Genomic DNA, 24,466 nt, shown 5'->3' on the forward strand with positions numbered 1-24,466 from the left:
TTAAAAAAACTCTATATGTCAAATACTAATTCAACTTCATCAGGAAAAGTTCCAATGGGTCAAAAAATTGCCTTTGGATTGGGTATGCTTGCTAACCAAATGTTTCCAGCTGCTTTAGGAATTTTTACAGTTGTATTAGTCGAACAATTGGGGTTTAGTGGATTATTGTTAGGCTTAACGTATTTTATTCCAAAGTTTTATGATGCTTTGTTTGATTTGATAATGGGTTATGTGAGTGATAATACCAAATCAAAATGGGGAAGAAGAAGACAATATGTATTAGCTGGAGCAATTATTCTAGGAATTTCATTTGCATTAATGTGGCAATTGTATGCCGAAAACGGTGTAACATACAATTTTTGGTACTTTTTAGTTATTTCATTGATTTTTTATTCAGGTTTGACCATATTCAGTATTCCTTATGTTGCAATGGGTTACGAAATGAGTGATGATTTTCACGAACGAACCAATATTATGGCTACTTCGCAACTTATAGGTCAGTTGGCTTGGGTTGTTGCACCATGGTTTTGGGTTATAATGGCAGATAAATCATTGTTTCCATCAGGTGATGTGGCTGTAAGAACCTTAGCTGTATATGTTGCAATAGGTTGCGCCATTTTAGCAGCAATTCCAGCATTTTTTATTCCAAGTAAATCTACACTCAACGAAGATTACAGCCCAATTGATTTAAAAGGGATTTTGGGAAGTTTTGGCGAAATCAAAGAAGGATTGAAAGCTTCGATCGAAATTAAACCATTTAGAAAAATTTGTATTGCTACTTTTTTAATTTTTAATGCTTTTCAAACTACAGCAGCATTTTCGTATTTTATCATCAAGTATTATTTGTTTAAAGGAAATGAAGATGGTTTCGGATTATGGCCTACTTTATTTGGAAGTGTAGGTGCAATTATCACAACGGTTGCGGTGATTCCTATTGTAGCAAGAATGTCAAAAACAATGGGAAAAAAGAAAGCTTTTTTGGTTTCTCAAGGCATTTCTGTAATCGGTTACATTTTGCTTTTTGTATTATTTGTTCCAGGAAAACCATATCTGTTTTTGTTTGCATTGCCATTTTTCTCCTTTGGAATTGGAAGCTTGTTTACCTTAATGATGTCGATGACTTCGGATGTTATAGATATTGATGAACTCAACACAGGAAAAAGAAGAGAAGGAAGTTTAGGCGCTATTTATTGGTGGATGGTAAAATTTGGAACAGCTGTTGCAGGATTGTTAAGTGGATTAATTCTTTCTTTAGTTGCATTTCAGTCTAATGCTGCTACACAAACCGATGAAACTATGTTTTGGCTGCGAATATTCTTTGTAGGAGTTCCAATTCTTGGTACATTGAGTGCAATTTGGGTAATGAGAAATTATGATATTGACGAAGCCAAAGCCAGAGAAGTGAGAGATCTTTTAGATAAACGAAAAGGAAAAACAAACAATCAATCATCGGCTTATCTATCAGGAAAATTGGTTTCTTTATTAAAGAATAAATCATTAAACACTTCAATTGATACTGATTTGAATTCAAAAAGTAGTTTCGAATTAAAAACTACTTATTCTGAAATGCTTAATAACGGATTGCACGGACTTTGTTTTAGTCCATACGTTGAAAATCAAAAAGCTGGTGATATTCTTTCTGCTGACCAAATTAGAAGAAGATTAGACATTATTGCTCCTCACACCAACTGGGTTCGTTCATTTTCATGTATAGAAGGTAACGAGCTAATTCCAGAAATTGCGCACCAAAAAGGGCTTAAAACGGTTGTTGGAGCTTGGATTAGTAATGATAAATCTAGAAACGAAAAAGAAATTGAAGCATTAATCAAACTAGCTAAATCAGGTTTGGTAGATATAGCTGCAGTAGGAAATGAAGTATTGCATCGTAACGAAATTTCTGAACAAGAACTTATTGGTTACATCAAAAGAGTAAAAGAAGCCGTACCAAATATCTCTGTTAGTTATGTTGATGCTTATTATCAGTTTTTAGATAGACCAAGTTTAATTTCTAACTGTGATTTACTTTTAGTGAACTTCTATCCATTTTGGGAAGGAGCCAATATTGATTACACAACTTCTTATTTGCAAAATATGCTTGAACTAACTCATAATGTAGCTCAAGGAAAGAAAATCATAATTTCAGAAACTGGTTGGCCAAGTAAAGGCGATGTAGTTGACGAAGCTGTTCCGTCAGAAATTAATGCTATGAAATATTTTGTTTCTTCTCAAAAATGGGCAAAAAACAACAATATTGAGCTATTCCATTTCTCTTCTTTTGACGAATCTTGGAAAGCAATGCAAGAAGGAACCGTTGGAACTGCTTGGGGAATTTGGGATAAAAATGAGAAGCTTAAATTTTAAAAATTACAAATCATGTCATTTAGAGAAGGTCACTATTTTTCATTAGAAAATAATTATAATAATAGCAATAATACTAACAAAAGTGATTATCAGAGTTTTGATTTTTCCGAAATTCCTGCAAAGAAATTAGCAGAACTTTGGAGAGAAACTTTAGAAAATGGCATGCATGGAATTTGCTTCAGCTTATACGAAGACGGACAAAAACCAGGCGATATTATTACTGCCGAACAAGTTAACCGTCGTATTCAAATTTTAAAGCCTTATTCTAAATGGGTTCGTTCTTTTTCGTGTATCGAAGGTAACGAACATATTCCAAGGATTGCCAAAGAAAACGGAATGCAAACCCTTGTTGGAGCTTGGCTTGGAGATGATTTAGAACTAAACGAAAAAGAAATAGAGAGTTTAATCACTTTAGCAAAAGAAGGTTGTGTTGATATTGCAGCAGTTGGTAATGAAGTAATGTACCGAGGTGATTTGACAGAAGAACAATTACTAGAATATATTAATCGTGTAAAAGAAGCTTTGCCAAATATTCCAGTAGGATACGTTGATGCTTATTATGAGTTTTCACATCGACCAAGAATTACTGAGGTTTGTGATGTGATTTTAACCAATTGTTATCCATATTGGGAAGGTTGTCCAATAGAATATTCTTTGCCACACATTCAAAGTATGTTTGGTTCTGCTAAAGATGCTGGAAAAGGAAAACGTATTATCATTACAGAAACAGGTTGGCCAAGCGAAGGTGGTTCTTTAAAAGGTGCCATCGCAACCAACGAAAATGCTATGAGATACTTTATTGAAACTCAAAATTGGTGTAAAAACAATAACATTGAAACATTTTATTTTTCTTCATTTGATGAATCATGGAAAGTAGGACCAGAAGGTGCTGTTGGAGCTTATTGGGGTTTGTGGGACAAGAATGAAAAATTGAAATTCTAAAAAAAAAATGCTTGCTATGAAAAAATATTTACTACTTAATTTTCTTTTTACCTTTCTACTTTTCACACAATGTAGTTTTTCTCAAGTTGATGTTGTTTATTCCGAATTAGTTTGGTCGGATGAATTTGAAACTAATGGTGCTGTTAACGCTAGTAAATGGTTTCATCAAACACAATTACCAGCTGGTGGAAATTGGTTTAATGGAGAAGTTCAGCATTATACCGATCAGTTGACCAACTCATTCGTAAATAACGGTTTTTTAAATATTGTTGCCAAGAAAGAGACATATACTAATCAAGGAATAACAAAGCAATATACTTCTGCTCGTTTGAATTCAAAATTTGCATTTCTTTATGGTAGAGTAGATGTTAGAGCAAAAATACCTGTTGCACAAGGAACTTGGCCTGCTATTTGGATGTTAGGAAAAAATGTGAATGAAGATGGAGCTTATTTTGATTCACAATTTGGAACTACAGATTGGCCAGCTTGTGGAGAAATTGACATAATGGAGCATGGAATTACTCCATCACAACCAACAAATTATGTTCAAAGTGCGCTTCATACGCCTTCTTCTTTTGGAAACACAACCAATATTGGAGGAATTATCGCCAATAATTTAGGAAATGATTTTCATGTGTATTCCATGAATTGGTCGCCTTTCCAAATCACTTTTTTACTGGATGGCGTTCCATTTTACACCTATAATCCAGCCGTTAAAACACCAAATAATTGGCCTTTTAATTCAGAACAATATCTGTTGTTAAACATCGCAATGGGAGGAATTGCTGGAAATATTCCTGCCAATTTTAACCAAGAATCAATGGAGATTGATTATGTGAGAGTCTATCAAAACACTACTGTAGATACAGAAGCACCAACTAATTTCACGGCTACTGTTGGAGCAGTTACCAGTTCAACCATTGAATTATTGTTGAATTCTAACGATAACTCTGGAAATGTCAATTACACCATCAATTATAGTGGTGGAACTATTTCTTTGGCTAATCCAGCTGGCGTTCAAAAATCTGTGATTGTGCCTAATTTGACACCAAACACCAACTATATTTTTTCAGTTTCCGCTAGTGATTTATCAGGGAATAATTATGTTGCAAATCCAATTGTAGTGAATGCCACAACAACCAACGTTATAGGTTGTTCAGGAACTGATACTGAAGCGCAACAAGGAGCATTTACTACTGGTTATAATTATTCTTTTGAAACGCTTGGAAATGATGTGAAAATTACTTTTGAAATGTTAGATACAGGAAGAGTAGGAGTTGTTGCCTTTCTTTGGCGACAAAATCCATTCACTGAATATCAAATGACTAACGTTTCAGGAAATATTTATACCTATACCATAACAGGCCAAACCATTGGCTCAACCATCAATTATGCTGTTAAATTTGCCTATGCTGGCGGATTGTCTGTGACCAAATATTTTTCATATGTTGTTGGAACTAATTGTAATCTAGATACTAATTCATATTCTCAAAAGCAACTTTTTTATCCAAATCCAGTTGAAGACGTACTCAATTTTGATTTGTCAGAAACGGAGAATGTTGTCGAAATTAAAGATATTTTTGGAAAACAATTAATCAAAATGGAAGTGGGCTCTTCTCATCAATTGGATGTTAGCGACTTGAGAACAGGTATTTATTTCTTGCAAATAAAAAATGCCACTGGAACTCATAATTCAAAAATTATAAAAAAATAATAAACTAGAACATTGTTGTTGATTTAAAGGTATTCAGGGCATTTTCTATTCTAAAAGCTTCAATAAATCCGTTTTATTTTAGCATTTAAATGTTAATTTTTGAAATATATTTGTTTATTCAATTAAAATTATGTTAAATTTGGCTTATAATTAATCACAAAACCCTATTCGGCCTATTGAATTAAAATTACTTTTTAGAAAAAATAAGTTTCTCAATCCTTATTAAAAGGTAATTTTATGGCTAAATCTCAAACTTCTGACGCTCAATTGGTCAATATGTATATTTCGGGTGACGAAAATGCATTGGCAACGCTTGTTGAAAGACATCAATCTAGAATTTATGGTTTCATCTATTCCAAAGTTGGAGATAGAGACAAAACAGATGATTTTTTTCAAGAAACGTTCATCAAAGTAATTAAAACGATAAAATCAAAAGAATATTATAACGAGAAAGGAAAATTTTTACCTTGGGTTATGCGTATTGCTAATAATTTAATTGTGGACAGTTACAGAAAAGACAGTAAAATCAGAATGTATCGCGATACAGAAGAATTCCCTATTGTTTCTATGATTAAAGATACAACGCCAAGTATTGAAGCAGATATGATTTGTGATCAAATCAATACCGACATGTTGAAAGTAATTGAGTTACTTCCAGACGATCAAAAGCAAGTATTAATGATGCGCTATTTTCAAGACATGACTTTCAAAGAAATTTCTGAAGTTACAAATGTTAGTATGAATACTTCATTGGGTAGAATGCGTTATGCAATCAATAACATGAGAAAAATAATTGAAAAAAATCAAATTTATTTATCAATTTAAACAATATTTTAAAAAGTTTTGCGTTATCTATAAAAATCACTTTATAAACTATGGCAAAACTCTACTCTAAAAAAAGATTGGCATCCTCAAAAATGTTACCAAAAAAAGAAACAATAAATTTTATTTTACAATATTCAAAGGCGTTGCGCATTGTGAAATTTGGTAATATGAACTTCGAAACCATTGCTAATTAATAAAATATCCCAATGATAATTGGGATATTTTTTATTTAATTAATTCTTCACAAGTTTATTTTTTAGCTCTTTTGGCAGATTTTGTAAATTCATCCAAAACACTTTTTCGTCCAATTGTTTTGGTAATAATATCTTTTTCTAAATCCCAACCTCGAGCTGGCGAATATTCTCTACCATACCAAATGATTTGAAGGTGTAAATCATTCCAAAGTTCTTTTGGAAAAATAGCTTTAGCATCTTTTTCAGTTTGCACCACGTTTTTTCCATTTGTCAAATTCCAGCGATACATCAACCGATGGATATGTGTATCCACAGGAAATGCTGGAACACCAAAAGCTTGGCTCATCACAACACTTGCCGTTTTATGACCAACTGCTGGCAAACGTTCCAGAGCTTCAAAACTCTGCGGAACTTCACCATTATGTTCTTCAATCAATATTTTAGATAAACCATAAATACCTTTCGATTTCATTGGCGATAAGCCACAAGGACGAATTATTTCCTTAATTTCTTCTACCGAAAGCTTAACCATATCGTATGGATTGTCCGCTTTTGCAAACAAAATAGGAGTGATTTGATTAACGCGAACATCAGTACATTGAGCCGAAAGTAAAACTGCAATCAACAGCGTGTAAGCATCTTTATGATCTAACGGAATTGGAATTTCGGGATATAATTCTTTTAACGTATTTATAACAAATGTTGCGCGTTCTTTTTTCGTCATTTTATGTACTTTTATAGTTGTAAATTTATAATTATTATGTGCCTAATCCAACTTTCCGTTACAAGTTTTATTTCAAAAAGCAGTTTTTCCAAAGCATAAAAAGAGCTTCCTTTGGTCGCTTTTTTATACTAACAAAAAATAGCTTTTTTCAATAAAAGCTTTTCACTGCAATTTGGGGCAATTAAAGTCAATTATAAAAAATCAAATATCTGTTATTCAATATCTAAAATCTAATATTTAATATTTAAAAAATGACAACACTAAAAATAGGAGACAAAGCACCAAGTTTTTCTGCAAAAGACCAAGATGGAAATCTTCATAATCTTGCTGATTACAATGGAAAAAAATTAGTAGTTTTCTTTTATCCAAAAGCAAATACGCCAGGTTGCACTGCTGAGGCATGCGATTTACGCGATAATTTTGAACGTTTTAAAGCCAATAATTATGCTCTCCTTGGCGTTAGTGCAGACAACGCAAAAGCACAAACTAATTTCAAAAACAAGTATGATTTTCCTTTTCCGCTATTGGCAGATGAAGACAAATCTGTTATTGAAGCCTTTGGAGTTTGGGGACCAAAAAAGTTTATGGGAAAAGAGTACGATGGAATTCACAGAACAACTTTTATCATCAACGAAAATGGTACTATTGATGACATAATTACTGATGTAAAAACCAAAGCACACGCTTCTCAGATACTAAAAGAGTAGTTTATTCGTCTTTTTTATCTACAACCAGTCGATTTTCTCTATTGGCAATTTCCCATGCTATTGCAAAAGCATATTTTGTTCTTTTAGTCAGAGCATCAAATTCTATTTTTTCGACATCATCTGTTGGTTTGTGATAGTCTTCATGAACACCGCTAAAGAGGAAAACAGAAGGAATTCCGTTTTTGGCAAAATTGTAATGGTCAGAGCGATAATAAAAGCGATTTGGGTCTTTTTTGTCATTAAATTTATAATCCAATACTAAGTTTGTATGTTTTTTATTGGCGTTTTCACAAACGTTGTACAAGTCTGTAGATAGATAGTCAGAACCAATCACATAAACATAGTTATTTGTATCCTTGTGTAAATCATCTCTTCGACCAATCATGTCAATATTTACATCAGAAACGGTATTAGCTAACGGAAATAATGGGTTTTCAGAGTAATATTTTGAGCCAAGCAAACCTCTTTCTTCTCCAGTTACATGAAGTATTAAAATAGAACGTCTTGGTCCATTTCCTTCATTTTTTGCTTTTTGAAATGCTTTTGCGATTTCAATTAATGCTACAGTTCCAGAACCATCATCGTCGGCGCCATTGTGAATTTCTCCTTTTTCAATCCCAACATGGTCATAGTGAGCCGAAACAACTACAATTTCATCTTTTTTATCAGAACCTTCGATAAATGACCAAATGTTTTCAGAGTCTTGCAAGTTCATATTTCTTCTGGCATTCAAAAACGATGCAGGAACAGTTTGATAATAACTCGTTGCTCCTTTTGGAAAAACTATTCCAGCATTTTTATACTGCTCGATAATATAATTTCCGGCTTTTTTTTGACCGTTACTTCCCGTTTCTCTTCCTTCCATTTCGTCAGAAGCGATAATAGTAAGATTGGTTTTTAGACTTTCGGTTTTAATTTGATTGATATAGTTTGACGTTAGATTTTCATAATCAATCGTTTTTTTTGCCGAGGAACAACTAACAAAAAACGAAACGCTAACAATAAGTACAACAATTTTTTTTATCATGATTTAATGAATATTAATGAATGAATACAAGGCAATTCCAATGAGAATCAAGGTTAAAATAAAGATATTTATAAAAAACATAATAATTCCTTTGATGATGGTTTTAATCCTTGATTGACCATAAAAACGATGATGCGCAGGAAAAAAGTAATAGAGCATATAGCATACGATTACAAAATTTATCATACCAACTGTTGAATCAATAAATGGATTGTCGCCAAATAGTCTAATAAAAGCTTCGATTAACTCCATTATTAGTGTTGCTAAAAGCAAAAATGAAAAGTAATGTAAGGTAAAAATACCATGATCAAAATAGTACCATCTTTTTTTGTTTTGAAATAGCCATAAAATGAAGGCAAATAACGGCATGTAAATAAAAAGTGCTTTAGGAATATTTCTCAAAAAAGACTCTACAAATCGTTCTTTAACTTCTTTTTTGGTTCTACCTTCTTTTACTTGATATACTTTTTTCATGAACCAATAAACAAAAGAGTATTCTTTATCCTCAGGTTTTCCAAATTTTTGAATGGAGTCCAACTCTTTTAAGTTTTTATAACCAAAATTCATATAACTTTCTGAGTCGTCTTTTGTTTGGTTTTTAGTGGCTTCAATAAGAATTTTTTTCAATGAATCAGATTGTTTTTGATCAAAAACGCCCTGTTTCTCTAAGTTTTTAATCCAAATCAGATTATTTATACTGTCTTTTTTTGCAATTAATGAGTCTTTAATTAATTCGGTAACAGGTTTGCCATTAACGATTGTAACAGTCTCTTTCTCTTCTTCTATTCCACCTGGAAGTAGAGAAACAATAAAAAACGTTACAAAACTGATGAAAATATACAATCGAATTGGAGCCAAATACGACATTCTTTTTCCTGATAAATATTCTTTTGTAAGCGATGCTGGTTTGAAAATCAGATTGCGAATGGTTTTCCAAAATGAATTTTCATAATGCGTTAAATCTTCAAAGAAATGGACAAATAACTGGTAGAAAGTCTTTCGTGTGTCGATATTTTCTTGACCACAGTTAGGACAAAATCGTTGGTCAACTACATGGTTACAATTCAGACATGTTTTGTCAGTTCGGAGCTTATTATGCGACATAAATTGAGTAGATAAAAATCATTCGTAAAGCTATTAAAATTATTTCTATTTTTGGGAAACAAAATAAAACTAGATGCAATCAACAGCAAAAACACCTTTAGAATATGTTGCTTCACTACCAGAAGAACGAAAAATAGTTATCGAACAACTAAGAACTATCGTTTTAAAAAATTTGCCAAAAGGTTTTGAAGAAACAATGGGATATGGCATGTTGAGCTATGTTGTTCCACATTCTATTTATCCAAGTGGTTATAATTGTGATCCAAAAACGCCTTTACCATTTTTATCATTGGCTTCTCAAAAAAACTTCATTGCTTTTTATCATATGGGAATATATGCTGATGATAAATTGCTAAATTGGTTTGTTTCAGAATATCCAAAACATTGTAAATCTAAATTAGATATGGGTAAAAGTTGCATTCGATTTAAAAAAATGAATGACATTCCCTTTGAGTTATTAGGAGAATTGGCTTCTAAAATGTCCGTTCAAGATTGGATTTCACTTTATGAAGAAAAATTAAAGCGCTAATGTTTGAAATTATAAAAGCTTCTGAAAATCAATTGGATATAATTCAGGATATTGCTCAAAAAACTTGGCCAGTTGCTTATAAAAATGTTATTTCTGAAAATCAAATTGATTACATGTTGGATTTGATGTATAGTAAGAATGCATTACTTGCACAAACCCAAAAAAATCATCATTTTATCTTAGCAAAAGAAGAAAATTTTGTTGGTTTTGCTTCTTATGAATTTGATTGTGGTGAAAAAGGGAAAACAAAAATTCACAAACTCTACGTTTTACCTTCTATTCAAGCCAAAGGAATAGGGAATGAGTTAGTTAAATTTATTGCAGATAAAGCTCAAAATAATAATCAATCAACTCTTTTTTTGAATGTGAATAAAAACAATTCTGCTCAATTTTTTTACAAAAAGGTTGGATTTTCAATTGCTTATGAGGAAGTGATTGATATTGGAAATGGGTTTTTGATGGATGATTATGTTATGGAAAAATCAATTTGATTATTTTAAAATAAAATCCAAAGTAACGTTCACTTTTTTTGACACTTTTTTACTTACAACACTAGGAATGTCGATATCAAAGTCGTCAGTGTTTACGAAAAAGTTCGAATCAATTTCTAATCCTGATTCTGTCTTTTTTATTTTAGCGATTATTGAAATTTCTTTTGATTTTCCATGCATTTCTAATTTTCCCTTGATTGTAAATTCTTTAAGCGTTACACCAATTTTAGAAATATCAAAATTTTCAATTTTACCTTTAAAAGTTGCTTTAGGATAGGTATCACTTTCAACATAATTTTCATTGAAATGTTCTTCCATTAAAGCAATTTTAAATCGAAATCCTTTCATTAATGCCAATGCCGCGATTTCGCCATTATCGGTATTTATAACACAGGTTACACTTTCATTTTTAGCTTTCACTTCTTCAAATGCTGGAACAGAAGCTTCAAAAGTGATTTTTCCTGTTTTGGTAATTAACTTGGATTGTGAAAATCCAGCGATACCAATTAATAACGCTAAGTATAAACTAATCTTTTTCATAATTTAATTTTATTCGTTAAATCCTTGAGAAGCCCAAGTGTTAATTTGATCAATTATGGGTTGCGGCAGTCTAGTTCCACCGCTAGGCATCATTCCTGCTTCACCTTGCGGTAAGGAAATTCTATCTAGTAAGTCTTGCGTAAGAATAGCGTTTTTCACATCATCATAAGTTGTCAATGACATTGGAGCACCATTTATAGGTGTTGCAGCATGACAAACAACACAGTTATTGTCAATTATAGATTTAACAGTATTAGTATAACTGATTTGTTGAATATCATTTTCAATCAAATCAGAAGTACTGTCGTTTGTGCATGATAACAATACCATTGACACAAAAACCGATTGTAGAAGCGTTTTATTTTTCATAGAATTTAATATAAATGTATAATTATTTTTCTGATTTCCAAATAATTATTTAAAACTATTTTAGGAATGAATAGCTATTCTTTTATATTTACGTTGAATTTTAATTTTAAGTTTTAAAAAGTTAAACCAAATCGTAATTTATATCGTAAATAACTAAGAACACATCAATCAAAAACTAATCCTATGAAAAAGAAAGTTATTATTTTATTGTTTGTAATTCTAGCCGTTTCAGTTGCATTTTATTTTTATGTGTACAAAGAGCATAGAAGCATAGCAAATGAAACATCAGAATATGTAATTTCAGTTAAAAGTTTTGAAAAAGAATTTGCTGAAAATGATAGTTTAGCTAACCTTAAATATCTTGATAAGACGGTTGAGATTAAAGGTAAAATAACCACAATTGAACCCGAGAATAAAGCATTAATTATTGATGAAAAATTGTTTGCCACTTTTAATGGTGTTTTTCCAAATGATATAACAGTTGGGCAGGTTTTGACTGTTAAAGGACGATTTGTTGGCTATGATGATTTATTAGAGCAATATAAGATTGACCAAATTACAATTATAAATTAACCTAAAAAATATGAAAAAGTACTTATTGTTATTATTGTTTCCTGTTTCAGTATTCGCTCAAGATGATTTATTGAATGAAATTGACACTGTTTCTACTGAAAAAAGTAAAGTAGAATCTGCTTTCAAAGGTTTGAAAATTGTAAATCTGGAGTCTACTAAATTGGCAGCCAAAGGAGATTTATATTTTATTGTTGCGCATAGATTTGGTTCTATAAAAGATGGTTTTGAAGGTTTTTATGGTTTAGATAATGCCAATACTCAAATAAAGTTCGTTTATGGATTGACGGATTGGATTACAGTAAGTGGCGCAAGAAGTGAATTAGCATACGATTTTTCAGGGAAGTTGTTGATAAAAAATCAAGAAAAAGATGGTTTTCCTGTTGCCATTGTTGGTTTTGGAAGTCTCGCCATCAATAATACGTTGAAAGAAAGTTTGTATCCAAAGATGACTTTTGAAAATCGACTTATATATGTTTCTCAATTATTGATTTCAAGAAAGTTTTCACAAAATTTATCTTTAGAGGTTGCACCAACTTTTTTTCATGAAAATTTTGTTTTAGATGATAATCAGGAGAATAGCCAATTTGCAGTTGGATTGGGAGGAAGATATAAATTTGCTAAGCGTTGGTCATTAAATGTTGATTATGCGGCACATTTGAATAGAGTAAATAATTCTCCTTATAAAAATCCTTTGTCAGTTGGAGTTGATATTGAAACCGGAGGACATGTTTTTCAAATGCATTTTAGCAGTTCACAAGGAATTCACGAGGCTGGTTTTTTAGGGAATACAACGGGTGATTGGACAAAAGGCGATGTTTTTTTTGGATTTAATTTATTAAGAGTTTTCTAAGATAAAAATAAAATAAGCATAAAAAAAAGTCCCAAATTTTTGGGACTTTTTTGTTTATAAAATATTTAATTATTCTTTAATGAATTTTTGAGAATAGCTTTTAGTGTCTGAATCTGTAACTACTAAAATATAAGAACCATTAGCTAATTGACTAACATTGATTGGTTGATCAACATTATTTGTACTGATAACTCTTTTACCATTAATGTCAAATATTTGAGCATTATTTAAAGTTATTGTGTTGTCTTTTAATTGAATGTTAATGGTTTCTTTCACAGGGTTTGGATAGATAGCAAATACACCATTATTAAAATTTTGATTAGATAAAGTTGCACCTTCAACTACATTTAGTGTTTGATTAATAGCTACATTTTCAAATGTGTCAACAGTTCCTGATGGCCATTTTACAACTACTTGATCAATTTCTGTAGCCGTTCCAAGTCCAAAATGCGTATTTAAAGTACTTCCGAATTCAAATCCTTCACCACTTCTAACATCTCTGATTTGTTTGCCCCAAGCACCATAAATCTCAATACGAGCACCAATTCCGTTACTATTACTAGCTATTCCTTTAGTAGTTATTTTTAACCAGTTATTTTCATTTGGAATTGCATATCTTACATATGGAAATCTTTGATTATTAAGTACTACAATGTCTAATATATCTAAAAAACCATCATTATTTAAATCACCAATTGCACCAACATTAATTTGTGGATAGCTAACTGATTCAAAAACATTATCACCTTTGTTAAACAAGATTTTATTTCCTCCACCCATTATATCAACTAAACCATCATTATCAAAATCATAAGCGATATAGTCCCTATTGTCTGAAGGATCTAAATCCAATCCTGATCCTAGAGTAATATTTGCAAACGGTTCTTCAACATTATTTGTTTTGTCTAAATCATTTCTGAAAAACATGTGACCTGTGCTTCCGTTTGAGCCAATTACAATATCCATATCACCATCATTATCAAAATCAGCTACAGCTGATGACCATGATTGAACTGGAGTAACATCAATTTCTGCAATTGCTGATATATCTGTAAATATTCCATTTCCATCATTTCTATGAAGTTCGCTTGGTGGACCTGAGCATTTAGAAATGAATAAATCTACATCACCATCATTGTCATAATCTGTCCAAAGTGACGCGTAATTACCTCCACCTTCTGTTATGCCTAGCATGTAGGCACCAGGTGATATTCCTGATTGAAAATACTGTAAACCTGCATTGCCATCATTTAGATAATATACGTTAGGGTCAATGTCATGACAAGAAAATATATCTAAGTTTCCGTCATTATTCAAGTCAACAAAATTTGTTCTCTGACAAAAGATATATTCTCCTGGTGTTACACTTGTATATTCAGTTCCAGTAGTGTTTGATTTCCATAAAGATAAACCATTTCCAGCCCCAAGTACAAGATCATTAAAACCGTCTTTATTATAGTCACCAGCAACTATACTCCACGAAGGCATTTTACTTGTACCAGTTATAGGAAAATTAACTATGCTTAGATTTCCATTAGCACCCTGATAATGTATTTTAAGATTATTACCACTTACACCAACAATATCGTCTAAGTTGTCTCCATTCATATCAACAATACAAGTATCATATGAGCTATTAATTGTACTAACTAATTGAGTGTTATAATTAACAGGTCTAACTATTGCTTGTTCAGTTATTTGAAAATCAAATCCTTCTGAACTCCATTGGTTATCCCAAACAATATAGTAAGTTACACCGCTTTGAACTTCAAAAGTTTTCTTTGATAAAAATGAATTAGTATTTCCATTATTACATTGAATAGTACCAGAATTGTCATCACTTGTAACACAAGTAAATACTCCGGGACAGTTTCCAGTGTAAACACTTAATTTAGTGTCTTTACAAATATTTTGAGGTAAGTCAGAGGTAATTGTTAAATTAGAATTACCATTAGCTGTATAAGAATACCATTTTGCAGCTGATGCATTTGAACATGAAGTAATAATGTTATTTCCGTTAATTGATGCTACAGTAGTTATTCCAGTTGTTACTGGAGTAGCTGTTAGACATGGATTTGGAACAATTGGCGCTTCTGATAAACTGAATGAAAATCCATTTGATGTCCATCTATTGTCCCAAGCAATATAGTATATTGTTCCTTGTGCAACATCAAAACTTGCCGTTGATGAAAGACCACTTCCATTGTCATCATCACCACTAACACAAATTAGATTTGAGCAGTTACCCGAATATACGTGAAAACGTGTATCTCTTCTAGGTGTATTAGCAGCTATATCTGAGGTTACAGTAACAGTAAAATTTCCTGTAGGTGTATAAGTATACCATTTTCCAGCAGGATTATCTTCAGAAGGAACTTGACCATACTGGTCTTCACAGAGTGGTTGTGGAACTTGAGACCCATCAACGGCGTTTACTAGATGAATTCCAGCTGTAATAGGTAATGCTGTGTCACAAGTTTGTTGTGCATTAACAAATTGTAGCGATACTAATAAAGAAAAAAGGAGTAAATTTCTTTTCATAATTTATTTTTTAATTTTAATTTTTTATTGGCAAGGTTGTAGTGATTCTATCCAAGTTCTTATTAATTCTACACCTTCGGTGTGAATTTCAGAACGACCGTGTAATGGCATTCTGAAGGTTTGGTTGTTTGTATTAATTCTGTAAAAAAGCATTGATCTATTTGGATTTCCTGCGTTAATAATTTTACTTAAATTACTAGGAAAACCTTGCATGTCTTCTGTGTCAACACAAACTCCCATGTTTGTAAGACCAGCTTCTCCAGCAGTATCGGAAAAAGCAAATCGCATTGGTCTATAGCCACAATGTCCAGCTTCACTATGACAATGTGCACAATTAATGTCTAAATAAGAGCGAACACGATCAACTAATGGTTTTGAACTATCTTTATAATCGACTGCAGAAGGAATGTTTGAAGGAAGATTAGAATTATCTAAGTATCCAACTTCGGACCATTTTGCTAGTTGGTTTTGAACACCTGTACTAAAAGGATAATCATTATTTAAATTCTGAGGCTTTATACCGATTGGTTGTGCTGAGTTATTTGCTTTATGACAAACAAAACACTCTGTTTCTGAAGGAATTCTGTAATTAGCGACAGTTCTTGGTGATCCATTTTCTTGCGTCCAAGTTATGCTAGCATATGATCCATCCATGTTATAAAAAGCTTCAGTTTGCTCAGTATTCCATACATATTCAGCAAAAATCCAACCAGTTGATTTTTTTATCATTATTCTAGTTTCGATTATTCTAGTTTCATTTGATGGTTGAACATTATCATAATAAAAGTTTTTAATTAAAACGGCTCCTACTGGAAGTTCTAAAACTTTACCATCACCATTATAAGTAGCTTTTGTTCCTGGTGGCATCCATACGAATCGTTTTTTATGAGCATAATCAGTAAACAAAGTACTTTCTGGTTCCAATGGCAATACGTTTAAAGATGGGATTTGATTTTTCATTATTCCAGCAAAAAACTTATAATCAGACAATTTTGGATATGGTACTTGTGTTAAGTCAACTACAGCTGATGGAACAGCAGATATAGTTATAGTTGCTGCATTTGATACGTTTCCTTCAGCGTCTTTTATTGTATATGAAATTGGAGTTGGTGATGTTGTTAAACCATCATTTGGAGTAAAGGTAACTGCACCTGTAACCGGATTTACAGTCCAAATCCCTTCATTTGTTACTGTCAATCTATCAAGAGTTGTATTTCCGTCAGTATCAGTTCCTCCAACAATACTTACACTTGACGCCAAAACAGTATCACCAGTAGTATCATTGCTCGAAACATCAATAGTTACAGTTGATAATAATTCATAAGTGCCGATATCGTTAGTAGCCACGGGCAATATATCTTCTATATCGGTGTAGTCATCATCAGAACACGAAGTAATTAGTAATGAAATGATTACAACAAAACGGAAAAAGTAATTTCTAATCATAGAATTTTTTAATTTGCAAACCAAAAGTAATAAAAAAAATAATATACACTAATTTTTAACAAATTACTTTAAATAAAATCTACGATTTTATTCATTTTCTAGACAAAATAACAATTTATAAGTTATCATTGATTTTGCTCTAATTTCACATTATATTTTTTTAGTTCTTCCAATGCTTTTTCAGATTTATAATCATAAATGATTTCATGCAAGTTTCTTTCTTTTTTTAATGAAATTTGTTTGATACAGTTGATAAATCGTTTTATGTCTTGTTGCGATGAAAGTATCAGTCCTGGAACATTTGTATTTTTTCCATCATAGTCTTTTGCCACCATGGTAAAATAGCTTGAATTACAATGTTTAACTTGTCCTGTTTGAATATTTTCGGCTTCAACTCGAATACCAACTATCATAGAACTTTTTCCAACATAGTTTACACATGCTTTGAGAGTTACTAGTTCGCCTACTTCTATAGGATTTAAAAAATCGACAGTATCAACAGAAGCAGTAACGCAGTAATGTCCAGAAAACTTAGAAGCACAGGCAAATGCAATTTGATCTAATAGTGATAAAATATAGCCACCATGAATTTTTCCACTGAAGTTGCTGTGTGATGGTAGCATCAGAACTGAAATGGTAACTTTAGATGATTTTACAGTTTTGAATTCGCTCATGATTAGTTGTTAAAAATGGGTGATTTTTCTTTTTCAACTTTAGTGACAAAATAGCGAGTTTCACCCCACCAAGGAAAAGTTCTATATCTTTCAACATAGGTAGCTTTTACGTATTGACCTTGCAAGTTTTTTAAATCTTCAATTACTTGAGTATCTTTGTCTAAAACGGAAAAAGAAAAAATTTTATTTCCAGACAATCCTTGACTTAATTCGCCTTCCCAAGTTTTAAAAACGACACCTTTGTTACTGAATTTTATCAATTCGCCTGAGCGAAGTCCTTCGCTGTAGGTTGCGTTGTATAAAAAACAAAATAAATAGCAGTAAAAATTCCTAAAAATAGGACAACATACAAAATGATTTTTCGTAACATTATTTCTTAATTATTGTTCAATTTCTTGACTGTTTGTAGCTCGGTTAACAATATTTTCGGGTAATGATTTTTTTGCTTTTGCTCCCATTTTCTTCAACTTTTCAACGCTTGTAATTAAATTTCCTTTTCCATCCACGAGTTTGCTCATTGCACTTCCATACTCAATTTTGGCTTCGTCCATTTTTTTGCCAATTTTTACTAAATCAGTAACAAAACCTTCGAATTTATCATACAAAGCTCCAGCTTGGCGCGCAATTTCAAGGGCATTTTCTTGCTGTTTTTGGTTGGTCCACATGCTGTCAATAGTTCGTAAAGTAGCCAATAATGTTGATGGTGTCACAATTATGATGTTTTTTTCAAACGCCTTATTATATAATGTGTTATCTTCATTTAAAGCCAGTGAAAAAGCAGTTTCTATTGGAATGAAAAGCAAAACAAAATCGGGACTTTCCATTTGATACAAATCGTGATAATTTTTCTCGCTAAGTTGGTCCACGTGGCGTTTTAAAGATATAACATGTTCTTTCAAATGTTGAGCTTTTAGTTCGTCGTTTTCTTCATTACTATAACGTTCATAGGCAGTTAAAGTTACTTTAGAATCAACAATCATTTTCTTTCCATCTGGAAGATTAATCACAACATCAGGAAAAACACGATTGCCTTCTTCGTTTGTAAAGCTCTGTTGCACTTCATATTCGCGACCTTTTTCTAGCCCTGATTTTTCTAAAACACGTTCCAATATTAATTCACCCCAATTTCCTTGCATTTTACTATCGCCTTTCAAAGCTTTAGTCAAATTCAAGGTTTCTTTGCTCATTTGTTCATTCATTTCTCGTAAACCCAAAATCTGCTGACGCAAAGCTGCGTGATAATCAATACTTTCTTTATGCGTATCTTCTACTTTTTTCTCAAATAGCTGAATTTTGTCTTGCAGAGGTGAAAGAATATTTTTTAGATTTTCTTTGTTCTGTTCTGTGAATTTGTTGGTTTTTTCTTCAAGTATTTTGTTTGCTAAATTTTCAAATTCTTTGGTGAATTTTTCCTGAAGTTTTTCAACTTCTTCTTTTTGTTCTTTATTGCGTTCCCAAAGATTTTCAAAATCAGTTTCTTTTTTTGACAATTGTATTGCAAGCGATTCTTTTTCAGTTCGAATAGTTTCTCGTTCTTGAACTGTTTGGTTTATTTGATGTTTTAGTTGCTCAATTTGTTGTAGCAAACCATTTATTTTTTCTTCCAAAGAAGCTTTTTCGGTTTTAGAATTTCCTGAAAAAATTATTTTCCCAATGAATATTCCAATTATTAATACTACTAAAATGCTAAAAACAAAAATCAATTTATCGTCCATAAAAAAAATAAATATTTAAAGAGTTAAAGATACACAGTTTGAAATAAAAATATTCTTGGTTTTAAAAATACTTTTTTACTTTGGCATTATTTTTGAAAAAACGTAAAAAGAAAAAAATTATATTTACAACAAAAAACAAATACTTATGATTAGAAAAATTACACTTTTAGCTTTTTTATTGATTTCATCAATAAGTTTTTCACAAATTGGACCAGTTGGACATTTGACCATTTTTTCTGAAGATGGTGATAGATTTACTTTAATTCTTAATGGAGAAGTAATAAACGATACGCCTCAAACGAACTTGAGAGTAGAAGATTTAAATCAACCTTATTACAATGCAAAAATCAGATTTGAGGATAAAACCCTAGCGGATGTTTCCAAAAATAATTTAATGATTGCCGATGTTGATGGAATTTTTTCTGATGTAACCTATAAAATTAGAAGAGACAAAAACAACAAAACTAAAATGAAATTGAATTATTTCTCTTCAATTCCGGTTCAACCTGATTTTATTCCAGCATCTAATGTGCATGTTATTCATTATGGACAACCAAGACCTGTTGCAACGCAACAAGTAATTACGCAACCTGTTGGTGGTGTTTCACAAACTACTACAACAACTACAACGCAAACTGGAGGAACAAATGTTGGAGTAGGAGTTAATGTTGGTGGAATCAACATGGGAATTTCTATAAACGACGGAATGGGAACAGGTGTTGTTACACAAACGACAACTACTACAACGAATCATTCTAATACAGTAATCGTTGACCACGACGAACCTGTTAGAGGTTGTAATGGAAGATCATGCATGACTTCGGGTAATTTTAATGCTGCTTTAGCAACTATAAAACAGCAAAGTTTTGAAGACACACAACTTAAAACGGCAAAACAAGTAATTACTGCTAATTGTTTAAATGTTGATCAAATTATTCAAATTGCGAACACTTTTAGTTTTGAAGATAATAAATTAGCATTTGCCAAATTTGCTTATGATTATTGTATCGAACCAAGAAATTATTTCAAATTGAACGGAATTTTTTCTTTTAGCAGCAATGTTGACGAACTTTCAGACTATGTTCAAAGTCGCCAATAATTTGTAAAAATAAATTATAGAAAAGACCATTCATTTCGGATGGTCTTTTTTATTTTTGTCTAAATAAAAAAAGAAATGCACCACCATTTTCTTCTTCATAAACCACACGGATATTTAAGTCAGTTTATTTACGAAAAAAAGCGACACAAAAAGTTGTTAGGCGAACTATTTGATTTTCCCGAAAACACAATGGCGATTGGTCGATTGGACGAAGATAGTGAAGGTTTACTTTTACTTACGACTGATGGAATGATGAGTGAAATAGTTAGAAGTAAAACAGTAGAAAAAGAGTATTTTGCTCAAATAGATGGAATTATCCATCAAGAAGCAGTCGAACAGTTAATAAATGGAGTTGAAATTGGTTTCAAAGGCATTCGATACACTACCAAAAAATGCGAAGCTAAAATAATCACCGAATTACCAAATTGTATTGGCGAAGGTCGTCGAATTCGTGATGAACGCCATGGACCAACATCTTGGGTTTCCATCACGCTAACCGAAGGCAAATTCCGCCAAGTCAGAAAAATGACTGCTGCTGTTGGATTTCCAACACTTCGATTGGTTAGAATTCGAGTAGGAAATATACATTTGCAAAACTTAAAAGCTGGAGAAGTTTTAGAAATTGATAAATTCAATGTCTAACAATCTAACAATCTAATAATCTAAAAATCTGTATTAATGTTAAACATCGTTCTCGTTGAACCCGAAATACCTAACAATACGGGAAATATTGGTCGCCTTTGTGTTGGAACCGAAAGTCGATTACATTTGATAAAACCTTATGGATTTGAAATTACCGATAAAAATTTAAAACGTTCTGGTTTGGATTATTGGGTTCATTTGGATTGGAACGAATACAATAATGTAGAAGAATGGATGGCTCAAATTCCAGATAAATCAAGAGTTTTTTTGATGAGTTCTCATGCTTCAAAATCGATTTACGATATTGAATATCAAGATGGCGATTGGTTGGTTTTTGGCAAAGAAAGCGTTGGTCTTAGCCAAGAAGTTTTAGACCAATTTGAGAATCACTTGAAAATTCCAATGTCTAATTTAATTCGAAGTTATAACATTGCTAATTCAGTGGCGTTTGTCATTGGCGAAGCGAAAAGACAACTTAAAGTAGGATAAATGCATAATCAATTTTCTATAGAAGAAGCAATTCATAAGGGAAAATTAAGTATTGTTTATACAATGTTGATTTTTTTGCTCGTATGTCCAGTTGTATCGATATTTATTTTTAGCAATTATGAGCATGAAATAATACATCAATTATGGCTTCCAATTGCTTTGTGGATAGGATTAATTATTGGTTTCATTTTTATGAAGCTGTATTGGAATTATGCAAGTTTAAAATGGCAATTTTGGGCTTTTGAAAATGTTAGAAATGTTCATGAATTAAAAAGAAAGGCACTAGAGAATAAATTAATTTCTGAAAAAAATTTTATTCTAGTGAGAAAGTTTAAGAATAGAGATTATGAGAGGCATAAAAAAGTGGAACGAATAAGAAAAAACTTTGAAGAAAAAGATATTCATTATGATGATTTTTCTGTGCCAAAAGAAATGGAAGTGAAAATTCCAAAGGCAAATAGTTTGATAGTATTCATAATTGGAGTGTTTGTTGTAGTAATGGCGATTAAATCGTATCTAGATCAATCAGTTAAAATGTATCAAAGTTTAATTATACTTGCCCTTGGTATACTACTTTTATTATCAGGACTATTGGCTCTAATTGATAAAAAACCTCAATTAATTTTAAACTCAAATGGGATAAAAATCAACAAAAAAGATTTTATCTCATGGAATGAAATCAATCAAATTTATGTAGAGAAAGGACAAGATGGAAATTCGGTCACTCACCATTTGATTATAAAACCAACAATGAATAAAGATATCAAATTTAGAATTGACGGTTATGATAAAAAACCATACTTAATTGAAAAAGCAATCCAAATTTACAGAACTAGACACAAAAAAATTACATCTTAATTGCTGTAATTTATAAAGTTAAAGGCTAAATAAATTATTTGGATTTAATTAAAAATCTCATCAAAAAAAGCTAACATCGCTTTCCAAGAACGTTTAGCTGCTTTTTCGTTGTACGCAACACCTTTGCTTTTGTCATTTCCACCATCGGTGTGAGTAAAACCGTGAACAGCATCAGCGTAATAATTCATTTGCCAATCCGCTTTTGCAGTTCGCATTTCGTTTTGAAACGATTTTATTTCTGCTTCACTTACATAAAAATCATCTGCTCCGTGAAGTACTAAAACTTTTGGATTAATAACATCAATTGTTCTTTCAGAATTCCTACCCAAACCACCATGAAATGAAACAACGCCTTGCACAGATAGGTTTGCTCTTGCTGCTTCAATAGCGCCAGTTCCGCCAAAACAATAACCAATAATAGCAATTTTATTTTTGTTTGCACCTTGCTTGATTAATTCATTTAGGGCCAATTGAATTCTTTTTTGATATTCGATATAATTCGTTTTAAAATATCCAGCACTTTTTCCCGCTTCCGCTGTAGAAGTTGGTCTTTTGTCAATTCCATAAATATCAGCTACAAAAGTTTTATAACCTAATTTAGCTAATTCAGCAGCATTTTCATTGGCATTGGCATCAATTCCTTTCCAAGCTGGAAGCAATAAAACTGCATTTCCATTGCTTTTTATTGGATTATAAAAAACACCTTCTAGCTTTTGTTCACCATCATTATAAGGAATTAATTTTTGAGCGTTTGAGGCAATTGAAACCAACAAAATAAATAGTAGTACTTTCTTTTTCATGATATTTTTTTTGATGAGTAAACAAAATAGGTTTATGATTGAATGATAAACTTTCCTTTGGTTTCATCAAAGGTAATCGATTTATCATTGAAAAGCGAATTAAAAATTCCTTTCGAAATCAAGTTACAAGGTTGGTCTTGGATGATATTTTTTTCAGTCATAACAATCATTTCATCCGAAAGTTGGATGGCTAAATCAATATCATGAGTTGAAAAAAGAATGCATTTATTGGTTTCTTTCGATAATTTTTTCAAAAGTTTGAAAACGGCAACTTTATGAAATAAATCCAAATGCGTTGTTGGTTCATCTAAGATAACGATAGAAGTTTCTTGCGCTAATGCTCTTGATATCATTACTTTTTGAAGTTGTCCATCGCTTATTTCAAAATGCTTTTTATTAGCTAAATGTTCTGTTTGTGTAAGTTGCATGATGGCATTTACTTTTTCTAAATCTTCTTCAGAAAGATTGCCTAGCCAATTGGTGTAAGGTTGTCTTCCTAGTGCAACAAGTTCAAAAACAGTCAAATTGCTTGGTGGTAAATTTTCAGTCAAAACCAAGCTTAATTCTTTTGCAAGGCTTAATTTATCAAACGAATTGATATTTTTTTCATTCAAAATAACAGTTCCCGAAAGTGGTTTTTGAATTCCAGTTAAAGTTCGTATTAGGGTTGATTTACCAATTCCGTTGGCGCCAACCAAAGTGATTAACTTTCCAGTTTCTAAATTTAGGTTCAGATTGTCAGCAATAACAATAGTATCCTTTTTGGTTTTGTAGCCAATGGATAAATTATCTGTTGATATGATGGTTTTTTCGTTCAATGTTATTGAATGGTAATTGTGTAATTTTTTGAAACGGTATCATCTCCAAAACAAATTCGGTTGTCATCTTCCCAAAAACCTTGATCTGTATCATAATATTCAGGATAATCGATGGTTACAGTAACTTTAAATGTATAAGTTCCTCCTTGATTTGCAGCACCACTGAAATATAATCTTCTGTTTTGTTCAAAATAAGTCATTCCTGGTGGAAAATTTCCAGAGATTGAAAAATGATAATCATAGTCATCGTCATTCGAGTCGTTTTTTACCGATGCTTCAATAAAATTACTATACGGTTGACCAGTAAAACCAAGAGATAATGATTTTGATTTTAATTCTGGTTTTGTACTAGCTATACAATCAATTAGTTCACTACAGCTGTAAGTTGTAAACAGTATAAATACTATTGAAAATCTAAAAATGGCTTTCATGTT

At 31.6% G+C, this 24,466-nt stretch carries 26 protein-coding genes; 13 read left to right on the forward strand and 13 right to left on the reverse strand.

From position 1 onward, the window contains the following. Positions 1 to 15: 15 nt before the first annotated feature. The 4 genes from BC748_RS07985 (at position 16) to BC748_RS08000 (ending at position 5,842) form a co-directional block, all read left to right on the forward strand. Positions 16 to 2,361 (forward strand): MFS transporter, encoded by a 2,346-nt coding sequence (locus BC748_RS07985; protein ID WP_133532954.1) that lies wholly within the window; start codon positions 16 to 18, stop codon positions 2,359 to 2,361. Between the two features lie 12 nt (positions 2,362 to 2,373). Beyond that, positions 2,374 to 3,303, forward strand: a complete 930-nt coding sequence (locus tag BC748_RS07990; RefSeq protein WP_133532955.1) for a glycoside hydrolase family 17 protein — start codon at positions 2,374 to 2,376, stop codon at positions 3,301 to 3,303. 16 nt (positions 3,304 to 3,319) lie between these two features. Further along, positions 3,320 to 5,017, forward strand: coding sequence for a family 16 glycosylhydrolase (locus tag BC748_RS14175; protein ID WP_246014020.1), 1,698 nt, complete (start codon positions 3,320 to 3,322; stop codon positions 5,015 to 5,017). Between the two features lie 237 nt (positions 5,018 to 5,254). Further along, on the forward strand, positions 5,255 to 5,842 hold the full coding sequence (locus tag BC748_RS08000; protein ID WP_133532956.1) for an RNA polymerase sigma factor: 588 nt from the start codon (positions 5,255 to 5,257) through the stop codon (positions 5,840 to 5,842). Positions 5,843 to 6,091: 249 nt separating this feature from the next. Here the strand turns inward: BC748_RS08000 and BC748_RS08005 are convergent, their stop codons facing one another. Further along, positions 6,092 to 6,760, reverse strand: coding sequence for an endonuclease III domain-containing protein (locus BC748_RS08005; RefSeq protein ID WP_133532957.1), 669 nt, complete (start codon positions 6,758 to 6,760; stop codon positions 6,092 to 6,094). A gap of 251 nt (positions 6,761 to 7,011) precedes the next feature. On the opposite strand from BC748_RS08005, the gene bcp reads away from it, so the two are divergent. Further along, a complete protein-coding gene (bcp, locus tag BC748_RS08010) occupies positions 7,012 to 7,467 on the forward strand; it encodes a thioredoxin-dependent thiol peroxidase (protein WP_133532958.1) in 456 nt (151 codons plus the stop codon). A 1-nt stretch (position 7,468) separates the two neighbouring features. Here bcp and BC748_RS08015 read toward each other — a convergent pair whose 3' ends face one another. Together BC748_RS08015 and BC748_RS08020 are read right to left on the reverse strand one after the other, a co-directional pair. Further along, positions 7,469 to 8,494: a M28 family metallopeptidase gene (locus BC748_RS08015; protein WP_133532959.1), complete on the reverse strand. Its 1,026-nt coding sequence runs from the start codon at positions 8,492 to 8,494 to the stop codon at positions 7,469 to 7,471. Positions 8,495 to 8,497: 3 nt separating this feature from the next. Further along, positions 8,498 to 9,598: a DUF3667 domain-containing protein gene (locus BC748_RS08020; RefSeq protein ID WP_133532960.1), complete on the reverse strand. Its 1,101-nt coding sequence runs from the start codon at positions 9,596 to 9,598 to the stop codon at positions 8,498 to 8,500. Between the two features lie 73 nt (positions 9,599 to 9,671). Between BC748_RS08020 and BC748_RS08025 the strand changes: the two genes are divergently transcribed. Together BC748_RS08025 and BC748_RS08030 are read left to right on the forward strand one after the other, a co-directional pair. Next, positions 9,672 to 10,127, forward strand: a complete 456-nt coding sequence (locus BC748_RS08025; RefSeq protein WP_133532961.1) for a DUF1801 domain-containing protein — start codon at positions 9,672 to 9,674, stop codon at positions 10,125 to 10,127. Then, on the forward strand, positions 10,127 to 10,618 hold the full coding sequence (locus BC748_RS08030) for a GNAT family N-acetyltransferase (RefSeq protein WP_133532962.1): 492 nt from the start codon (positions 10,127 to 10,129) through the stop codon (positions 10,616 to 10,618). The genes BC748_RS08025 and BC748_RS08030 overlap by 1 nt, the downstream gene beginning before the upstream one ends. Here the strand turns inward: BC748_RS08030 and BC748_RS08035 are convergent, their stop codons facing one another. Next, on the reverse strand, positions 10,619 to 11,158 hold the full coding sequence (locus tag BC748_RS08035) for a YceI family protein (RefSeq protein ID WP_133532963.1): 540 nt from the start codon (positions 11,156 to 11,158) through the stop codon (positions 10,619 to 10,621). A gap of 9 nt (positions 11,159 to 11,167) precedes the next feature. Beyond that, positions 11,168 to 11,527 (reverse strand): hypothetical protein, encoded by a 360-nt coding sequence (locus BC748_RS08040; protein WP_246014021.1) that lies wholly within the window; start codon positions 11,525 to 11,527, stop codon positions 11,168 to 11,170. A gap of 183 nt (positions 11,528 to 11,710) precedes the next feature. Between BC748_RS08040 and BC748_RS08045 the strand changes: the two genes are divergently transcribed. Both BC748_RS08045 and BC748_RS08050 read left to right on the forward strand, forming a co-directional pair. After that, positions 11,711 to 12,100, forward strand: a complete 390-nt coding sequence (locus BC748_RS08045; RefSeq protein WP_133532964.1) for an OB-fold protein — start codon at positions 11,711 to 11,713, stop codon at positions 12,098 to 12,100. A 10-nt stretch (positions 12,101 to 12,110) separates the two neighbouring features. Continuing rightward, on the forward strand, positions 12,111 to 12,950 hold the full coding sequence (locus tag BC748_RS08050) for a DUF5777 family beta-barrel protein (protein WP_133532965.1): 840 nt from the start codon (positions 12,111 to 12,113) through the stop codon (positions 12,948 to 12,950). 69 nt (positions 12,951 to 13,019) lie between these two features. On the opposite strand, the gene BC748_RS08055 is transcribed toward BC748_RS08050, so the two are convergent. The 5 genes from BC748_RS08055 to BC748_RS08075 form a co-directional block, all read right to left on the reverse strand. Continuing rightward, positions 13,020 to 15,491, reverse strand: coding sequence for a T9SS type A sorting domain-containing protein (locus BC748_RS08055; protein ID WP_133532966.1), 2,472 nt, complete (start codon positions 15,489 to 15,491; stop codon positions 13,020 to 13,022). Positions 15,492 to 15,515: 24 nt separating this feature from the next. Next, a complete protein-coding gene (locus BC748_RS08060) occupies positions 15,516 to 16,937 on the reverse strand; it encodes a hypothetical protein (protein WP_133532967.1) in 1,422 nt (473 codons plus the stop codon). A 125-nt stretch (positions 16,938 to 17,062) separates the two neighbouring features. Further along, positions 17,063 to 17,614 carry an acyl-CoA thioesterase gene (locus BC748_RS08065; RefSeq protein WP_133532968.1) on the reverse strand — a complete coding sequence of 184 codons (552 nt, stop codon included), beginning with the start codon at positions 17,612 to 17,614 and terminating at the stop codon, positions 17,063 to 17,065. Further along, on the reverse strand, positions 17,614 to 17,871 hold the full coding sequence (locus BC748_RS08070; RefSeq protein ID WP_246014022.1) for a 6-phosphogluconate dehydrogenase: 258 nt from the start codon (positions 17,869 to 17,871) through the stop codon (positions 17,614 to 17,616). The genes BC748_RS08065 and BC748_RS08070 overlap by 1 nt, the downstream gene beginning before the upstream one ends. 120 nt (positions 17,872 to 17,991) lie before the next feature. Beyond that, entirely contained in the window at positions 17,992 to 19,326 is a 1,335-nt protein-coding gene (locus BC748_RS08075) for a DNA recombination protein RmuC (protein WP_133532969.1), read from the reverse strand. 145 nt (positions 19,327 to 19,471) lie between these two features. On the opposite strand from BC748_RS08075, the gene BC748_RS08080 reads away from it, so the two are divergent. From BC748_RS08080 to BC748_RS08095, 4 genes are all read left to right on the forward strand, one after another. Beyond that, positions 19,472 to 20,425 carry a proline and serine-rich protein 1 family protein gene (locus BC748_RS08080; protein ID WP_133532970.1) on the forward strand — a complete coding sequence of 318 codons (954 nt, stop codon included), beginning with the start codon at positions 19,472 to 19,474 and terminating at the stop codon, positions 20,423 to 20,425. 75 nt (positions 20,426 to 20,500) lie between these two features. After that, a complete protein-coding gene (locus BC748_RS08085; protein ID WP_133532971.1) occupies positions 20,501 to 21,067 on the forward strand; it encodes a pseudouridine synthase in 567 nt (188 codons plus the stop codon). A gap of 36 nt (positions 21,068 to 21,103) precedes the next feature. Next, positions 21,104 to 21,556 (forward strand): tRNA (cytidine(34)-2'-O)-methyltransferase, encoded by a 453-nt coding sequence (locus BC748_RS08090; protein ID WP_133532972.1) that lies wholly within the window; start codon positions 21,104 to 21,106, stop codon positions 21,554 to 21,556. After that, positions 21,557 to 22,414: a hypothetical protein gene (locus BC748_RS08095; RefSeq protein ID WP_133532973.1), complete on the forward strand. Its 858-nt coding sequence runs from the start codon at positions 21,557 to 21,559 to the stop codon at positions 22,412 to 22,414. Positions 22,415 to 22,458: 44 nt separating this feature from the next. Here BC748_RS08095 and BC748_RS08100 read toward each other — a convergent pair whose 3' ends face one another. From BC748_RS08100 to BC748_RS08110, 3 genes are read right to left on the reverse strand one after another with little or no spacing between them, the layout of a single operon-like run. Continuing rightward, the gene (locus tag BC748_RS08100) at positions 22,459 to 23,214 is read right to left on the reverse strand and encodes a dienelactone hydrolase family protein (protein ID WP_133532974.1); all 756 of its coding nucleotides are present in this window, start codon (positions 23,212 to 23,214) and stop codon (positions 22,459 to 22,461) included. Between the two features lie 32 nt (positions 23,215 to 23,246). Further along, the gene (locus tag BC748_RS08105; protein WP_133532975.1) at positions 23,247 to 24,032 is read right to left on the reverse strand and encodes an ABC transporter ATP-binding protein; all 786 of its coding nucleotides are present in this window, start codon (positions 24,030 to 24,032) and stop codon (positions 23,247 to 23,249) included. A 2-nt stretch (positions 24,033 to 24,034) separates the two neighbouring features. Beyond that, entirely contained in the window at positions 24,035 to 24,463 is a 429-nt protein-coding gene (locus BC748_RS08110) for a putative Ig domain-containing protein (RefSeq protein ID WP_133532976.1), read from the reverse strand. Positions 24,464 to 24,466 lie beyond the last annotated feature (3 nt).

Origin of the sequence: Flavobacterium dankookense, assembly GCF_004362665.1 — a bacterium.
Taxonomy (GTDB): domain Bacteria; phylum Bacteroidota; class Bacteroidia; order Flavobacteriales; family Flavobacteriaceae; genus Flavobacterium; species Flavobacterium dankookense.

Bases quoted from the DNA above. Each gene is read 5' to 3' on its own strand.
- BC748_RS08015 (WP_133532959.1), bottom strand. From the start codon at position 8,494: ATGATAAAAAAAATTGTTGTACTTATTGTTAGCGTTTCGTTTTTTGTT.
- BC748_RS08090 (WP_133532972.1), top strand. From the start codon at position 21,104: ATGTTAAACATCGTTCTCGTTGAACCCGAAATACCTAACAATACGGGA.
- BC748_RS14175 (WP_246014020.1), top strand. From the start codon at position 3,320: ATGAAAAAATATTTACTACTTAATTTTCTTTTTACCTTTCTACTTTTC.
- BC748_RS08100 (WP_133532974.1), bottom strand. From the start codon at position 23,214: ATGAAAAAGAAAGTACTACTATTTATTTTGTTGGTTTCAATTGCCTCA.
- BC748_RS07985 (WP_133532954.1), top strand. From the start codon at position 16: ATGTCAAATACTAATTCAACTTCATCAGGAAAAGTTCCAATGGGTCAA.
- BC748_RS08035 (WP_133532963.1), bottom strand. From the start codon at position 11,158: ATGAAAAAGATTAGTTTATACTTAGCGTTATTAATTGGTATCGCTGGA.
- BC748_RS08045 (WP_133532964.1), top strand. From the start codon at position 11,711: ATGAAAAAGAAAGTTATTATTTTATTGTTTGTAATTCTAGCCGTTTCA.
- BC748_RS08000 (WP_133532956.1), top strand. From the start codon at position 5,255: ATGGCTAAATCTCAAACTTCTGACGCTCAATTGGTCAATATGTATATT.
- BC748_RS08050 (WP_133532965.1), top strand. From the start codon at position 12,111: ATGAAAAAGTACTTATTGTTATTATTGTTTCCTGTTTCAGTATTCGCT.
- BC748_RS08025 (WP_133532961.1), top strand. From the start codon at position 9,672: ATGCAATCAACAGCAAAAACACCTTTAGAATATGTTGCTTCACTACCA.
- BC748_RS08020 (WP_133532960.1), bottom strand. From the start codon at position 9,598: ATGTCGCATAATAAGCTCCGAACTGACAAAACATGTCTGAATTGTAAC.
- BC748_RS08095 (WP_133532973.1), top strand. From the start codon at position 21,557: ATGCATAATCAATTTTCTATAGAAGAAGCAATTCATAAGGGAAAATTA.
- BC748_RS08110 (WP_133532976.1), bottom strand. From the start codon at position 24,463: ATGAAAGCCATTTTTAGATTTTCAATAGTATTTATACTGTTTACAACT.
- BC748_RS08030 (WP_133532962.1), top strand. From the start codon at position 10,127: ATGTTTGAAATTATAAAAGCTTCTGAAAATCAATTGGATATAATTCAG.
- BC748_RS08060 (WP_133532967.1), bottom strand. From the start codon at position 16,937: ATGATTAGAAATTACTTTTTCCGTTTTGTTGTAATCATTTCATTACTA.
- BC748_RS08085 (WP_133532971.1), top strand. From the start codon at position 20,501: ATGCACCACCATTTTCTTCTTCATAAACCACACGGATATTTAAGTCAG.
- BC748_RS08075 (WP_133532969.1), bottom strand. From the start codon at position 19,326: ATGGACGATAAATTGATTTTTGTTTTTAGCATTTTAGTAGTATTAATA.
- BC748_RS08040 (WP_246014021.1), bottom strand. From the start codon at position 11,527: ATGAAAAATAAAACGCTTCTACAATCGGTTTTTGTGTCAATGGTATTG.
- BC748_RS08005 (WP_133532957.1), bottom strand. From the start codon at position 6,760: ATGACGAAAAAAGAACGCGCAACATTTGTTATAAATACGTTAAAAGAA.
- BC748_RS08055 (WP_133532966.1), bottom strand. From the start codon at position 15,491: ATGAAAAGAAATTTACTCCTTTTTTCTTTATTAGTATCGCTACAATTT.
- BC748_RS07990 (WP_133532955.1), top strand. From the start codon at position 2,374: ATGTCATTTAGAGAAGGTCACTATTTTTCATTAGAAAATAATTATAAT.
- bcp (WP_133532958.1), top strand. From the start codon at position 7,012: ATGACAACACTAAAAATAGGAGACAAAGCACCAAGTTTTTCTGCAAAA.
- BC748_RS08080 (WP_133532970.1), top strand. From the start codon at position 19,472: ATGATTAGAAAAATTACACTTTTAGCTTTTTTATTGATTTCATCAATA.